Consider the following 14018-nt stretch of genomic DNA (forward strand, 5'->3'; position numbering starts at 1 on the left):
CGGGCAACTGCCCCGCGCTCTCACAATCAGGCCACCTAAATGATCTCATCTTCATCAAACATTGGATCACCATCGAGCTGATTGGCGATCATGTCGACCCGCATTTCAACATCTGCGCTCGTCGTTTTGGCGATATGAAACAAGGCGTCGCCCTCGTGCACAAATGGCAAGTTGGTGCGGCCCACAATGATGCCGTCAGACTCTCCAAGAACATCCATTCTGATTTCACCAAACGGGTCCGAGATCCGGCCAAGCAAGTCGCCTACCTTCACATATTCGCCCGCTGCCTTGAACGTTCTTAGCAATCCACCGGCGGGTGCGCGTACCCAGGAACTCGTCCGTGCGTGAACCGGCGCCTCACGTACGGCAGCGATGCCGCGCTTGGCGACCATGCCCATCGCGTTCATAACCCGAAGGATACCAGCGAGACCCGCCCGTGCCGAGAGTTCGTCGAAACGCAGCCCTTCACCACCTTCGAACAGCAACACATCGACGCCCCGCTCTTGGGCCGCCTTTCGCAGTGACCCGTCGCGCAGCTTGGAAATCATGACGACCGGTGCACCGAACGCATCGGCGTATCTGATCGTCACATCCGAGGCTGGCGAAACTCGAATTTGAGGCAGGTTTGTGCGGTGGATCGCGGCAGAATGAAGATCGATACCGAGATCGGAACGCTCAACAATTTCGGTCATAAAGATATGTGCGAGGCGGCCCGCCAATGATCCGCCCTCGCTACCGGGAAACGACCGGTTCAGATCGCGCCTGTCCGGAAGGTATCTCGATTGGGTCATGAAGCCGAACGCGTTTACGATGGGCACAACCAGCAAAGTGCCTGCGACCTTGTCCAGCTGCGGTGCCCGTAGCAGCCGCCGTGCGATTTCGACACCAATCACCTCATCGCCATGAATTGCAGCGCTGACAAACAGGACTGGTCCTGGGCGGCGGCCATGAACCACATGCACTGACATGCTCACCGGGGTATGATCGGACATCACGCTCACCGGCAGGTCCAGCGTAGCCCGCGTACCTGCCGGGACGCTGAAGCCCCCGATTTCAAATGGCTCGCGCATGGCCGTTACCCGCGCCCTCTGGTCTTGGTGTTTCCCTTGGCGGCGTTCTTTTCCAGAAACTCGATGATCTTGCCGGCAACATCGATGCCAGTTGCCTTTTCAACTCCCTCCAGACCGGGTGAGGAGTTCACCTCCATGACGACGGCACCATGATTGGCGCGCAACATGTCCACGCCGCAAACGTTGAGCCCCATTGTCTTGGCCGCGCGCACAGCGGTAGAGCGTTCCTCGGGTGAGATCTTGATGGGTTGGGCACTTCCACCCCGGTGTAGATTGGATCGGAACTCTCCTTCTGCCCCTTTCCGCTGCATCGCTGCAATCACGCGCCCACCAACCACGAGCGCACGAATATCCGCGCCGCCCGCTTCCTTGATGAACTCCTGCACCATGATGTTAACTTTCGCGCCGCGAAATGCCTCGACCACGGATTTTGCCGACCGGTTTGAGTCGGCAAGAACCACCCCAATACCCTGCGTGCCCTCCAACAGCTTGACCACCAGTGGCGCGTCGCCCGCAAGTTTGAGGACTTCACCGGTTTGCTTCGGGTCATGGGCGAAGGTGGTAACAGGCAGGCCAATGCCGTCCCGCGCCATGAGCTGCATTGAACGCAGCTTGTCGCGCGATCTGCCAATCGCCACTGACTCGTTGAGCGGGAAGACCCCCATGATTTCGAATTGCCGCAGGACGGCCAATCCATAAAAAGTGACCGATGCTCCGATCCGGGGGATCACAGCGTCATAACGCCCAAGCTTCTTACCATCGTAATAGACCTCGGGTCGGCGTGAAGCGATGTTCATATAGCAGCGCAGAGTGTTCACGATATCCAGCTCGTGTCCGCGCTGCTCTGCGGCTTCTTTCAGACGACGGTGCGAATAAAGGCCCGGGTTCCGGGCCAGCATGACAAATTTCATTGGCGTTGTCCCTCCGGGTCCCTGCTTCTTGCTTTCTTTTTTTTCCCTGTTGGAGCTTTTCCGGAACCCAGCAGATAGGAGTGACCCGGATCGACAAGAATCCCCCGCCTGCGAATAGCGGTGCGGCCAAGGATCAGATCAAATTCCATCTTCGCACGGTTGGCCAGAGAGACGTCGATCTGCCAGCGATGCCGCCCGAGCAAAAGCTGCGTTCTCACAATCAGTCGACGTTCGGGGACACCTCCGGTGTTCTTAATCTCGCGTTCGTCGACAACCCTGGTTCGAACCCGGTTTGGCGAACGGCGGTTTTGGACTGGTATCATGAACTCGACCCATCGCTCGCCGTCAATCTCGAACACTGACTGATCCACAGCATGGAGCGCTGCGGTTCTCGCGCCCGTGTCTATCTTAGCCGGTATATTCTCTATTCCAAAGTCGGGCAGGCTGATGCGTTCACGCCAACCTATAATCTCTGGGTGTGCGGCACGCTTCACCATGGCATCTACTCTGTGCATTCATCGTTGGCACGCCTGTAGTTCACAAACGAATTGGCGCTCATAACAACATAAAACGTGTCCATATCGATTAACACGTACCCAAGTTCAAAGAGCGCGACTGACAATCCGCGGATGTCCGTTTCGTATAAACGTCTACGCCCTGCGATCCGACGCACGAGCTTGTCCGGGATTCGATAACGTCCATTTGCCTTACCGCCAAAGTCCTGATCGTAAAGGTCCGCCAAGCGTTCAGCGGTCATAGATATCCAGTCATTTTCACGCATGACTTTCCCTATATTGGCAAGAATTATTTGTCTATAGGCAAAAAAAATCTGTTATAAGCCCGGCATTGACCAGAATCCCCACCAAAGAAATGAATATGAGCGACACAGACACTTTCCCAAGGGAACTGGAAATGCAGTTGCAGCAGGCTTTGTCAGAGCGTGACGGGGCTGAACTTGCAAACCTGCTTGATCCTCTTCCGTTGAGCGATGCATTGCGTGAGTTACTCAATCTGCCGGTAGAACAGCGGAGCGTCGCATTGTCGTTGCTGCCACCGGAACTGGCTGCCGAACTTGTAGAAGAGGCGCCGAATGCGCTGGCAGTCGATCTTGTTGAGCGCATGGAGTCGGAGCAGGCCGCAGAGATTATCGAAGAACTGGATTCGGATGTTCAGGCTGATGTCATTGGAGAGCTTGAGGACGCGGACGCGGAAGCGATCCTTACTCGGATGGATCCCGAAGACGCCGCAGATGTTCGTCGTTTGGTGGAGTACGAGGACGATGTCGCGGGCGGCCTTATGGTTGCTGAAGCCTTCACTTTTTCCGAAACCGACACAGTTGGAAAGGTGTTGCGGCGGTTCGCAAACGAAGAATATGACCTTGAACGTTATCGGGGTCAGCATCCTTACGTATTGAATTCGAAAGGCGCACCTATTGGTGTCGTTTCTTTACGCAGTCTTGTATCCACGCGTCGAAGCGCGCGTCTAACTGAGATCATGGTGCCTCCACTAACCGTCCAGGCCAACATGCCGCTGGAGAAACTGGAAGACTTGTTCGATGAAAACCCGTTTCTTGGATTGCCGGTCGTCGAGGCAGACGGGCATCTGGTGGGTGTCGTCTCCAGGTCTGCCGTCGATGAAGCTCTGCTGAAACGCGCGGAGTCGTCCAGCCTGAAACGTCAGGGTGTCTTCGGCGATGAACTTCGGTCGATGCCCCTGCCACTTCGGGCGCGGCGGCGCCTACAATGGCTCTCGGCAAATATCGTTCTAAACGTGATCGCCGCCAGTGTGATCGCCGCCTACGAACAAACCCTCGCTGCTGTGATCGCGCTCGCCGTGTTCCTGCCGATGGTATCCGACATGAGCGGCTGCTCGGGCAATCAGGCGGTCGCCGTCAGCATGCGCGAACTGTCCCTCGGCCTTGCCCGTCCGATTGATGCCATGCGGGTCTGGATCAAGGAAGTGTCGGTCGGATTGATCAACGGGTTCGTTCTGGGGCTTCTGATCGGCGTCGTTGCCTGGATGTGGAAAGGCAATCCGTTTCTGGGTTTGGTGATCGGCGGGGCGCTTGGGCTCAATACAATCGTCGCTGTGTCAATCGGTGGTGTCCTGCCCTTGTTGTTGAAGCGTATCGGCCAGGACCCCGCGGTGGCCAGCGGCCCTTTGCTGACGACTATCACCGACATGGCAGGGTTCTTCCTTGTTCTGAGCCTCGCGACGGCAATGATGCCGCTTTTGATCTGATGAACTCATTTTGAGCCCGGATTAATGCCAGTCTACGGCTGACATCATCACCGAAACTCCGGGCCATGCGCCCAGACCGTCAACGAGTGTCGCTGACCATGTTCTACTGGTGTCACCTGATGGAGCAGGAAACTCGGGAAAATGGTCGCGCAGCCCTGGTACCGGCTAGCGGTTACCGCATAAGCGCCCGGCATAATCTCCAGATCGCCACCGTCGTACATCCCAGGTTTGCTGAGTTGAACGACCAGCGACAACTTTCTTTTTCGAGCGGCTGGCCCGTCCCCTATATCGGAATGCCACGCAAAATGACCTCCATCTGACGCTTTGTAGCATGCAACCTGTGGGCTTTCAGCAAATTCGCGCAGATCAAAGCCGAACTTGTCGGTATTGGAGCGACGGACCACATCAATTAGTCGTGCCATCACCCAACCAGTGCCGCTGACGTCATCTAGCCAGGTCACCTCTGCCCTGCGCAGATTGTGATCCTTGTTCTGCCCGACCAGCAAGGCCTCGTTCGTCGGGGCTGTTTTTGATGCAGCAACAATCTGCTCACATTCCCGCGTGGTAAATACACCGGGAATCGAATGAACTTCCAACATTCTGTACACCATTTTTGTTTGGTGCTGAATTTTGCCAAAACGCGCTGATGGTGCTGCGCTGTTTTCGACCTGAGAGGTCTAAAGCGACGTAAAACTTTACGTAATCTCAATTGTTTTCAATCGATCACGGGCAGGATTTCATGCTCGACGTTCACGGGGCCGAAGCTGTAGTGCGTTGTAGCGATACCCCGGTTCGACAAAGGTGAAACAATAACAAAACACCTGCAATCGCCTTTGATCAGCGGGACACCGGTATCAATTCGTCTACTGATCTATACGGGTACATTGTTTTCGTGGCCGGGTGATCTCGAAGGCTGCCTTTGGTTCTGGGCCTGGCATCTTTGATGAACCAGGACAGAAATTCAGACACCAGCACGGTTGCATCCTTCGAATAGGAGACCGGTTGGAGGATGTCACCGAGCGCTGAAAGAAGAACCCTGCCTGGTGATGAACTGACAAGGCATTTTTCACTCATTGTGCTGTTCATTTCCTGACACTGACTGATCCAGGAATATGGGAATCAAGTCGGCTTTAGCTGAATCATCCTATCTTCACGCTTTATGCTTCCAGTCATCCTCCTCTAATTCGGCGCCTGTGCCCGCGCCAAGGAAATTCGCCGGTTGCTTCCCATTCGTAGTCGTTCGGGCGCAAGCGCCGTTCCCGGTTTTCTTTTTCCAGATCGAATTCGGACGGATCCCATATCTCGGCGGCATCATCCCAATCCTGCCGGGTTTTCAGTTCCTGCGTTTTTGCTGCCGGGTCCTTCACAATTCCGAACCGGTCTGACGTTATGAACCGCCTTATGTGCTTAGTAACGTGATTGATCCAACGCTTTTCCATTGATACCTCCTTTCCCTCCAATTCACAGATTTGGCCGGTCTCTTTTTGATTTTAGGTGATCGGAACTCCTTTTCGGAGTGCAAAACCTTAGATTTTTTCTCAACCGTGCTATCGAAAATTGGAATAGGTACTTATTTTCAAAATGTTATATCTTCGAGGTTCAAGCGCCGAGAATTGGCAGATTATTTTCCCGTCTTATACTTTTCAGGTCCTGGTTGACGGTCGTGGAGAGAGAAATGCGCTTGAGAACGTCTTTTGGTTGGAGGTACTGGGCCATCTTGGGCGGTGTTTTGGTGGCTGGGATAACCGCAGTTCTAGTTTTCGAGTCAGTCCACAATCAGCCCGCAGCGACCGATATGTTAGAGGCCTCTGAAAACTAATATTTCGCCTTCTAAATGATCACCTGCGAAAGCGTCTCACATCTCAGGCCGTGACGGGAAATTGTTTTTTTGCGAAGGCACCCAAAAGCTGTGCGGCTTTGTAGGGTAGGTTTTCGGGGTCATCATCTGCAATAACGGCATAGGCGGCATAAGCAAACCGCGGAGCATCCTCAATCACCCTCAACCAACCGGTTTCCACTTCCCGCGACACAATCCGCCAAGGGAAATACCCGGCGGCCGGTCGAGTTCTCAGGAAATTCAGGCCAAGCGTGCCGATTCCGAGCTGCAACATCGGCGTCGAAATGTCTGGAAAGTTCAACAGGTGATCTGCACGGAATTCTGGCCCCCAGTCGATCAGAACATAGTTGTCTTCAAATGGGTTTCGCGAGATATCCAGATCGCTGCTAACGAGTACAAAATCATCCTCAAACAGCTGAAGGGCCGTCAGCCCGACCGTATTCCGTGGATCATACATCACAGCTAAGTCCAGCGCGCCCGCAGTGGTTTGGCCTAACAGTGATTCAGTGGAAACTGTTGATCCGTGAATCGCCACATTAGGGAACGCCCGCATCATCTCCGGAATTAAGTCAATCAGGAACCCATCCCACAGACTGGGCACGGCACCTATTTCCAAAGCAGCTCCAACAGTATCCGGCAGGGCGGCGTCAATTCGAGCCTGTGTCCAACACCTGACAAGTGCTTGCGCATGTTTGTGAAAACGGTGCCCGGCCGGAGTAAGGGTGGCGCCAGATTTTCCACGTTCGAACACTGGCCTCCCAAGCTGTTGCTCCAGTGATCGAATTCGCATGCTTACTGTTGATTGTGTGACATAGACCTTGTTGGCAGCCTCCAAAAAACTGCCCGTTTCAACGATCGCCAGAAATGTTCGTGCGAGTTCAATGTCCATGGCTTATCTATTAATTTTTCCAATATTTTGCATGAAGTAAATTCGCTTTTCAACTAAAACAGCATGTGGCAAATTCGGCTGGTAGCATGAAACTGCTGATGCTGTCCCGATTGCGACCCCAGGGTATCAGAGTCCCCCAATCTCGAAGCGAGTGTCGAAGAAAGACTCCCGGCAGTGCAAAGCATCTTTCATGCTACACGAACTGCCTCACTTAGTCGGGAGCGCTTGGCCTGTGTTCCCGACCCATTCAAGGGAATACTATGTTCAAACTGGTGCTTGGCGCATTTCTGGGACAGTTCTGCGCTATCTCAGTCGTAGCAATGCCTGCTGCACTGGATGTGGACGGTGACGGATTGGCGTCACTAGATGAACTGGCGGCTTTCTATCCCGATTTCACGGAACAGTTGTTCGCCGAAATCGATACAAACGATGACGGTTTCGTGACGGATGAAGAACTGCTGACTGCCATTGGCGTCGGTCTCGTCTCGTTTCCTGAAAACAACTTTTGAGCACAGGCGCTCGCCCGCACCGCGTTAGTAGTCAATCTGACCGGAACTTTTTATGCGGGCAACTATCGCAGCTGGTTAGCAGACAAGCTGTGTAGATTGAGGCAATGTGCTTCCGGTCGTTTCAAGGCTTCCCCATTTTCGACACTCGTTTTTTGAGCATCACGATGCGGCTCTCTCTTTGGCTAACGTTCGAATTCTCGCAACTTAAGTCCCGAATACGGAACTACTAGTGCCAGGATGAGTCAACGATTTAATTATACTAGGCCGTTTCACCCTAGCGCTTCACGCTTCTGTAAGCGGGTCAGCGGGTAAGCGCGTTTAGAAACAAGTTGGAATTATACAGCTCAAAATAGAGCCAAGGTTCTTTGATCATCTTGCCCAAGCAACTAGTTTGAGAACATGGCCTCCGTAGCACAACTGACCGACTGGATGATTACCGAAGGACGCCGCTCAGGCGACCCCGTGAAAGTAGTTTCTCATTTCTGCTCGTCATTAATTGAGGAAGGTGTTCCGCTTTGGCGGGTCAATATCGGTCAGCGTTTCGCCAATCCTTTACTCATAGCATGGGGGGTCGTTTGGACCCCTGACGGAACCGACAGCTACGACGTAACTCATGAAACTATGTTGACGGAAGGGTATGTTGGCAGCTCATTTGAGTACATTTTGGAACACAGAAAACCTCTGCACAAAAGTCTGCGACAACTGGATCCAAAGACTGAGCATTCTTCGTATCTTGAATTCGCTGAGTTGGGTGGCACAGATTACTATGCGACTCTGATGTATTATGGTGATGGATCCTTGCACGGCTGCACGTTTGTCACGCTAGAACCAGAAGGCTTCTTACCACGGCATCTGGAGTTGATTGAAGCAGCACTGCCTGCTCTGTCTTCCGCTTTGGAACCTGTCACAATGCGCAAGTCAGCCAAAGGTCTACTACGAACATATCTTGGCGATGGACCCTCCGATGCCGTGTGGAACGGGCGGATCAAGCGAGGCGAAAGAACGACCCTTGAAGCAGTCGTCATGTTTTCTGATTTACGAGGTTTCACGGCACTTTCTGAAGTCGCACCCGAGGCAGATGTTTTTGACGCGTTGAGCGGATACTTTGATCTGGTTGTTCAGTCTGTGGAAGATAACGGTGGCGATGTTCTCAAGTTCATGGGTGACGGAATTCTGTCGATCTTCACCATCGCAACTCAGGCTGATCACGCCGACCGATGCCGAAAGGCTGCGCAAGCCGCACAAAGTGTATTGGCCGGTTTGACGACGCTCAACCGTCGCCGCGTTGAGGCCCATAAGCCGTCATTGGATGTTGGGATCGGGATCAATGTTGGGCAAGTCAGTTATGGCAACATCGGCAGTCCTGGAAGACTCGATTTCACGGTTCTCGGAGGCGCAGTGAACGTTGCCAGTCGAATTGAAGGTTTAACTAAATCTATTGGCCGAAGAGTGCTGGCAACATCTGCGATTGCTGGCGCCTCACCTGATCTGTTTTTGCCTTGTGGGTTTCACGAAGTTCGTGGCCTTGCTCGTCCAATCGAGTTGTTTTTTCTCGTCGAAGAAGAGCTTTGATTTCGTGCTGAATTAATTTTGGCTGCATCGCAAAAAATAGGAACCGAACATTGGGCGCCAAGTGTCAAATGGCAGGTTTGTCCGCTTGTCAGGATTTGCAAAGTTTAGTTGGGTATTTCCGCTTAGGGCTGCGACCTGCCAATCATGTTTGCTCCGAAGATCGGCAAGTCGAGAACATTTGACTATGTAAAATTACACGATTGCCCCAATCTGGTATGATCGTGACGGTTACTCACTTCTCTTGTTGGTCATTTGACGTGCGTCAACCATTTGGCGGAACGTCATCAAACAGAGCTGAACGTACGCCTTCTTGCAATTCAGCTGTACAGCTATCGGTAAAAACGTCCACCTGAGAGCGCAGCTTCCAGCACTCAGCGTGTACTAGAGATACCTTTGCAGGCAAACGTTCACGAACGCATTGTGAAGAACGCCCTATGAGCTTCCAAAAACTGTCTCCAAACCACATGTATCCTGCAGCAACTTCTACATAATTTTGGCAGAGCCGGTAGCGGCCAGGATTTTGGCTGGTATCGACTATCTGTTGCTCAAGTTGGAATGGCAAACCGTTGGATTTCATGGGCAAGCCCTCAATCGACAGACCGAGCGCCTTAAAGTCAAGCGGATCACAAATATTCTGATAGTACTGATAGTTTTCATCAACTAAATGCGCCTGCGTGAAATTTTGATCGTCCGCTAGTGTTGATGAGATTAATTCGTCGCAAAACTCAGGGGTTAAGACTGCCAAGCTAGACTTGATGAACACGTGATCGTAATTTTGACCAGCGTTTTGTCCATAACTGAAGCTGAACCCGTCTCCCAACACTTCAAATGATGGAACATGAGCACCGTCAAGAATCTCCTCAATTTTGGATGCTCTTATAGACGTCCGATTGATGTCAGCCGATCTAAATGAGACCGATGTTTCATCTGGGATACCTGTGTAGTGAAACTGAGACCATATTGCTGAAACATCCAACTGCTTCCAGCGTCCAATAATCCACAGCGCCCAATCAAATCGACTAGAGTTCACAGATATTCACCCAGAAACTACAAGTCTGATCGCTCGTACTTGAAGTAGATCGATCTCGCCGGAAACTGGAGACGTGATGATCTATTCATAGACTGACGCCGCCTGCAAAAGCTTATATAAATCCGACCAAGTGATGTAATCATCGCTGGGCTTATCAAACCAGTTATTGTTGCCCTCGACGTCCTTCAGCCAAGCCTGCATCGCTTCAACGAATCTACGTGTGTCGGTATTCTCAGCCGGAAAACTCTCGTCGTCCAACAAGAACGAAAGTGCATCAGCGAAGTCCGCGCTAGATTTGATGTCATTCATATTCTTAGTGTCCCCTGACCACGATGTCTTGCCCCCCGTTTGGCGTAGTGAACTTGAAGGTATCATGCTTAATTTCTGCCGTCGTCGCTGGCCTTGTCGGAACTTCAATTCCCGCTTGTCTATAAGCGTACAATCGACGGTTATCTAAAGAATAAAGCTGCCCGTTCACCTCGAAAGTTCGAATTGGCGGCAACGACAACGGATCAACTGTACCGTTTCTCAATCCCGCAACAAGATCATCAACAGAACGACCGTCACTAAAATTTCCTCTGATGCTGCTTTGTGTAAACCTAGGTTCTGGACCCATTAAATTGGTTGCCGTCAACTCGGCTGCCTGATTCAACCCCTTGAGTTTCAGGGGTGTATCATGAGCAATCTATTTTGGCTGACCGACGAGCAGATTTCGCGGCTTCGGCCTTACTTTCCAAAGAGCCATGGCAGGCCGAGGGTTGATGATCGTCGTGTACTGAGCGGGATTATTTTCATCAACCGCAATGGGTTACGTTGGTCCGATGCGCCACGTGAATATGGGCCGCCAAAGACGCTATACAATCGCTGGAAACGATGGAGCGATATGGGTGTATTCGCTCGGATCATGACCGGGCTGGCTGCTGAAGGCCCGGATCACAAGACCATCATGATTGACGCAACATACCTCAAAGCACACCGCACGGCTTCCAGCCTGCGGTTAAAAAAGGGGGGCGCGGCAGGCTGATCGGTAGAACCAAAGGCGGCATGAATACGAAACTGCACGCTGTTACTGACAGTGTCGGGCGCCCCATCCGCTTCTTCATATCCGCGGGCCAGGTCAGCGATTACACGGGCGCCAAGGCTCTGGTGAACAGTCTGCCATCGGCTGACTGGCTGCTGGGAGATCGAGGTTATGACGCAGACTGGTTCCGCGAAGCCTTTAATGACAGGGGAATTAGGCCCTGCATCCCAGATCGAAAGTCACGCGACAAGCCTGTCCGGTATGACAAGCGTCGCTACAAACGCCGCAACCGCATTGAGATCATGTTCGCTCGCCTGAAGGACTGGCGGCGGATTGCCACCCGATATGACCGATGCCCAAAAGTATTCCTCTCAGCTATCGCTCTCGCTGCTACAGTCCTATTCTGGCTGTAAATCAATGAGTCTGGAGCCTAAGCTTGTTGCCATCAATTCTCGTAAGACTTCTGCGTACACTCCCAATCTCGCAAAAAACAAAGCGCCGTTGATCAACGATCCGGCGCCTTGTTTCCCTATAAATCCTTAGATTTGCGAGTTGTGGGCGCTAATGACCTTGTTTATGGGCGCCAAAACCGCCGAAATGGGTTCGTATTGCCTGGCGGTTCAAAAAGAGCATTTACATAAAGCATCATCCATCACATTTGGAATGGCCGCAGCTACGGCAGGTCATGCAGCCTTCGATCATCACCATGTCGAACTGGCCGCAAGATGGGCACGGCTTGCCACGGGGGGCATCCATGTTGACCACCTGCGCCTGAGGATCAGATTTCAGCCCCATCCCTTCACCCTCGAGGAAATCGATGTTGATCAGGTGTTGTTCAATCACGCCGCCAATGGCCGCCAGGATCGAGGGGATGTACTTCCCCTTCACCCAGGCACCGCCGCGCGGATCAAATACGGCCTTCAGTTCTTCGACCACAAAGGACACATCCCCACCCCGACGGAATACGGCCGAGATCATGCGGGTCAGCGCCAGCGTCCAGGCGTAATGCTCCATGTTCTTCGAGTTGATGAACACCTCGAACGGACGGCGACGACCGCCGATTACAATATCGTTGATGGTCAGGTAGATCGCGTGCTCGCTATCGGGCCATTTCAGCTTGTAAGTCGATCCTTCCAGCGACTGCGGGCGGTCCAGCGGCTCGGACATATAGACGACTTCGCCACCGTCAACTTCATGCGGCGCCGCCACGCTTTCACCCGGCGCGGTGTCAGCACTTTCAGATACAGTCAGAACCGATCCCGTCACGTCATTGGGGCGATAAGTGGTGCAGCCTTTGCAGCCCTGGTCCCAGGCCTGCATGTAGACATCCTTGAAGGCGTCAAAGCTGATATCCTCGGGACAGTTGATCGTCTTCGAGATAGAGCTGTCGATCCATTTCTGCGCCGCCGCCTGCATCTTCACGTGATCCGACGGAGACAGCGTCTGCGCGTTGACGAAATAGTCCGGCAGGTCCTTGTCGCCAAACTTGTCGCGCCACATTTGCACAGCGTAGTCCACGACTTCCTCTTCGGTACGAGAACCATCTTTCTGCAGTACCTTGCGGGTGTAGGCATAGGCAAAGACCGGCTCGATACCCGAGGACACGTTGCCGGCATACAGCGAAATTGTGCCAGTCGGCGCGATCGAAGTCAGCAGAGCGTTGCGGATACCATGCTCGCGGATTGCATCACGCACGTCCTCGTCCATCTGCTGCATGGTGCCACTGGCCAGATATTTCTCGGCATCAAACAGAGGGAATGCGCCTTTCTCCTTCGCCAAGTCCACCGACGCCAGATACGCGGCGCGGGCGATCGCTTTCAGCCAGCGCTCGGTCTGACGCGCCGCCTCGTCGGACCCATAGCGCAGGCCCAGCATCAGAAGTGCATCCGCCAGACCGGTCACACCCAACCCGATCCGGCGTTTGGCCTGCGCCTCAGCGGCCTGTTCCGGCAGCGGGAATTTCGATGCGTCCACAACGTTGTCCATCATACGAACTGCGGTGGCGACCAGTTCCTGCAGCGCCGCCTCGTCCAGATGAGCGGCGTCCCCAAACGGCTCGGTCACGAGGCGAGCCAAGTTGATCGAGCCCAGCAGGCACGCACCATAGGGCGGCAGGGGTTGCTCACCGCAGGGGTTTGTCGCCGCGATGGTCTCGACATAGCTCAGGTTATTGGCCTGATTGATGCGGTCGATGAAGATCACACCCGGCTCGGCAAAGTCGTAAGTGGCTTGCATGATCTTGTTCCACAGATCTCGGGCCTGAACGGTGTGATAGACCTTGTCGCCGAAGACCAACTCCCACGGGCCATCAGCCTTGACCGCCTCCATGAACGGATCGGTCACCAGTACCGACATATTGAACATGCGCAGGCGTGCCGGGTCAGACTTGGCGGTGATGAATTGTTCGATATCCGGGTGATCGCAACGCATGGTCGCCATCATCGCCCCGCGACGCGAACCTGCGGACATGATCGTCCGGCACATCGCATCCCATACGTCCATAAAGCTCAGCGGCCCCGAAGCATCAGCCGCTACCCCGTGCACATCCGCCCCGCGCGGTCGGATGGTCGAGAAATCGTAACCGATCCCCCCACCCTGCTGCATCGTCAGCGCGGCCTCTTTCAGCATGTCGAAAATGCCACCCATGCTGTCCGGCACCGTGCCCATGACAAAGCAGTTGAAAAGCGTCACTTGCCGCGCGGTACCTGCGCCTGCGGTGATGCGACCAGCGGGCAGGTATTTAAAATCTTCCAGCGCCGCAAAGAACTTTTCTTCCCAATGGGCCGGGTCATTCTCGACCCGCGCCAGATCGCGGGCGATGCGCCGCCAGCTGTCCTCGACCGTCTGGTCGATGGGCGTGCCATCCGCCTTTTTGAAGCGGTATTTCATATCCCAGATCTGCTCGGCGATGGGGGCGGCAAAGCGGCTCATTGGCGAT

General features: G+C 53.7%; 14 protein-coding genes. 4 read left to right on the forward strand and 10 right to left on the reverse strand.

What is annotated here, in order from left to right:
* Nucleotides 1-35: 35 nt before the first annotated feature.
* From ACR0IK_RS08150 to ACR0IK_RS08165, 4 genes are read right to left on the reverse strand one after another with little or no spacing between them, the layout of a single operon-like run.
* Nucleotides 36-1070 carry a succinylglutamate desuccinylase/aspartoacylase family protein gene (locus ACR0IK_RS08150; RefSeq protein WP_480641089.1) on the reverse strand — a complete coding sequence of 345 codons (1035 nt, stop codon included), beginning with the start codon at nucleotides 1068-1070 and terminating at the stop codon, nucleotides 36-38.
* A gap of 5 nt (nucleotides 1071-1075) precedes the next feature.
* Entirely contained in the window at nucleotides 1076-1981 is a 906-nt protein-coding gene (gene rimK, locus ACR0IK_RS08155; protein WP_480590419.1) for a 30S ribosomal protein S6--L-glutamate ligase, read from the reverse strand.
* A complete protein-coding gene (locus ACR0IK_RS08160; protein WP_480641090.1) occupies nucleotides 1978-2496 on the reverse strand; it encodes an ATP-dependent zinc protease family protein in 519 nt (172 codons plus the stop codon). Before ACR0IK_RS08160 ends, rimK begins: the two co-directional genes overlap by 4 nt.
* A complete protein-coding gene (locus tag ACR0IK_RS08165) occupies nucleotides 2484-2762 on the reverse strand; it encodes a hypothetical protein (protein ID WP_480641091.1) in 279 nt (92 codons plus the stop codon). The genes ACR0IK_RS08160 and ACR0IK_RS08165 overlap by 13 nt, the downstream gene beginning before the upstream one ends.
* 95 nt (nucleotides 2763-2857) lie before the next feature.
* Between ACR0IK_RS08165 and mgtE the strand changes: the two genes are divergently transcribed.
* On the forward strand, nucleotides 2858-4222 hold the full coding sequence (mgtE, locus tag ACR0IK_RS08170; protein ID WP_480641092.1) for a magnesium transporter: 1365 nt from the start codon (nucleotides 2858-2860) through the stop codon (nucleotides 4220-4222).
* Nucleotides 4223-4269: 47 nt separating this feature from the next.
* Here the strand turns inward: mgtE and ACR0IK_RS08175 are convergent, their stop codons facing one another.
* From ACR0IK_RS08175 to ACR0IK_RS08185, 3 genes are all read right to left on the reverse strand, one after another.
* A complete protein-coding gene (locus ACR0IK_RS08175; protein WP_480641093.1) occupies nucleotides 4270-4821 on the reverse strand; it encodes a 2OG-Fe(II) oxygenase in 552 nt (183 codons plus the stop codon).
* 570 nt (nucleotides 4822-5391) lie between these two features.
* Nucleotides 5392-5661, reverse strand: coding sequence for a hypothetical protein (locus tag ACR0IK_RS08180; RefSeq protein WP_480641094.1), 270 nt, complete (start codon nucleotides 5659-5661; stop codon nucleotides 5392-5394).
* A gap of 423 nt (nucleotides 5662-6084) precedes the next feature.
* Complete coding sequence (locus ACR0IK_RS08185; RefSeq protein WP_480641095.1) at nucleotides 6085-6948, reverse strand: LysR family transcriptional regulator; 864 nt, start codon at nucleotides 6946-6948, stop codon at nucleotides 6085-6087.
* 260 nt (nucleotides 6949-7208) lie between these two features.
* On the opposite strand from ACR0IK_RS08185, the gene ACR0IK_RS08190 reads away from it, so the two are divergent.
* Nucleotides 7209-7457 carry an EF-hand domain-containing protein gene (locus tag ACR0IK_RS08190; RefSeq protein WP_480590438.1) on the forward strand — a complete coding sequence of 83 codons (249 nt, stop codon included), beginning with the start codon at nucleotides 7209-7211 and terminating at the stop codon, nucleotides 7455-7457.
* A gap of 399 nt (nucleotides 7458-7856) precedes the next feature.
* Nucleotides 7857-9029, forward strand: a complete 1173-nt coding sequence (locus ACR0IK_RS08195; protein WP_480641096.1) for an adenylate/guanylate cyclase domain-containing protein — start codon at nucleotides 7857-7859, stop codon at nucleotides 9027-9029.
* A 262-nt stretch (nucleotides 9030-9291) separates the two neighbouring features.
* Here the strand turns inward: ACR0IK_RS08195 and ACR0IK_RS08200 are convergent, their stop codons facing one another.
* Both ACR0IK_RS08200 and ACR0IK_RS08205 read right to left on the reverse strand, forming a co-directional pair.
* The gene (locus ACR0IK_RS08200; RefSeq protein WP_480641097.1) at nucleotides 9292-10059 is read right to left on the reverse strand and encodes a hypothetical protein; all 768 of its coding nucleotides are present in this window, start codon (nucleotides 10057-10059) and stop codon (nucleotides 9292-9294) included.
* Between the two features lie 81 nt (nucleotides 10060-10140).
* A complete protein-coding gene (locus tag ACR0IK_RS08205; protein ID WP_480641099.1) occupies nucleotides 10141-10368 on the reverse strand; it encodes a DUF7660 family protein in 228 nt (75 codons plus the stop codon).
* Nucleotides 10369-10735: 367 nt separating this feature from the next.
* On the opposite strand from ACR0IK_RS08205, the gene ACR0IK_RS08210 reads away from it, so the two are divergent.
* Nucleotides 10736-11493, forward strand: a protein-coding gene (locus ACR0IK_RS08210) for an IS5 family transposase (RefSeq protein ID WP_480641100.1) whose coding sequence is annotated in 2 segments (ribosomal slippage) — nucleotides 10736-11057 and nucleotides 11057-11493 — 759 coding nt in all. Because the reading frame shifts where the segments join, the coding sequence is not laid out codon by codon here.
* A 232-nt stretch (nucleotides 11494-11725) separates the two neighbouring features.
* Here ACR0IK_RS08210 and ACR0IK_RS08215 read toward each other — a convergent pair.
* A complete protein-coding gene (locus ACR0IK_RS08215) occupies nucleotides 11726-14011 on the reverse strand; it encodes an adenosylcobalamin-dependent ribonucleoside-diphosphate reductase (protein ID WP_480641102.1) in 2286 nt (761 codons plus the stop codon).
* Between the last annotated feature and the right edge of the window lie 7 nt (nucleotides 14012-14018).

Source organism: Ruegeria sp. BF7 (genome assembly GCF_056538605.1).

Coding starts and splice junctions, on each gene's coding strand:
- ACR0IK_RS08160 (WP_480641090.1), bottom strand. CDS start 2,496: ATGCACAGAGTAGATGCCATGGTGAAGCGTGCCGCACACCCAGAGATT.
- ACR0IK_RS08185 (WP_480641095.1), bottom strand. CDS start 6,948: ATGGACATTGAACTCGCACGAACATTTCTGGCGATCGTTGAAACGGGC.
- ACR0IK_RS08190 (WP_480590438.1), top strand. CDS start 7,209: ATGTTCAAACTGGTGCTTGGCGCATTTCTGGGACAGTTCTGCGCTATC.
- ACR0IK_RS08215 (WP_480641102.1), bottom strand. CDS start 14,011: ATGAGCCGCTTTGCCGCCCCCATCGCCGAGCAGATCTGGGATATGAAA.
- ACR0IK_RS08180 (WP_480641094.1), bottom strand. CDS start 5,661: ATGGAAAAGCGTTGGATCAATCACGTTACTAAGCACATAAGGCGGTTC.
- mgtE (WP_480641092.1), top strand. CDS start 2,858: ATGAGCGACACAGACACTTTCCCAAGGGAACTGGAAATGCAGTTGCAG.
- ACR0IK_RS08150 (WP_480641089.1), bottom strand. CDS start 1,070: ATGCGCGAGCCATTTGAAATCGGGGGCTTCAGCGTCCCGGCAGGTACG.
- ACR0IK_RS08175 (WP_480641093.1), bottom strand. CDS start 4,821: ATGTTGGAAGTTCATTCGATTCCCGGTGTATTTACCACGCGGGAATGT.
- ACR0IK_RS08165 (WP_480641091.1), bottom strand. CDS start 2,762: ATGCGTGAAAATGACTGGATATCTATGACCGCTGAACGCTTGGCGGAC.
- rimK (WP_480590419.1), bottom strand. CDS start 1,981: ATGAAATTTGTCATGCTGGCCCGGAACCCGGGCCTTTATTCGCACCGT.
- ACR0IK_RS08205 (WP_480641099.1), bottom strand. CDS start 10,368: ATGAATGACATCAAATCTAGCGCGGACTTCGCTGATGCACTTTCGTTC.
- ACR0IK_RS08195 (WP_480641096.1), top strand. CDS start 7,857: ATGGCCTCCGTAGCACAACTGACCGACTGGATGATTACCGAAGGACGC.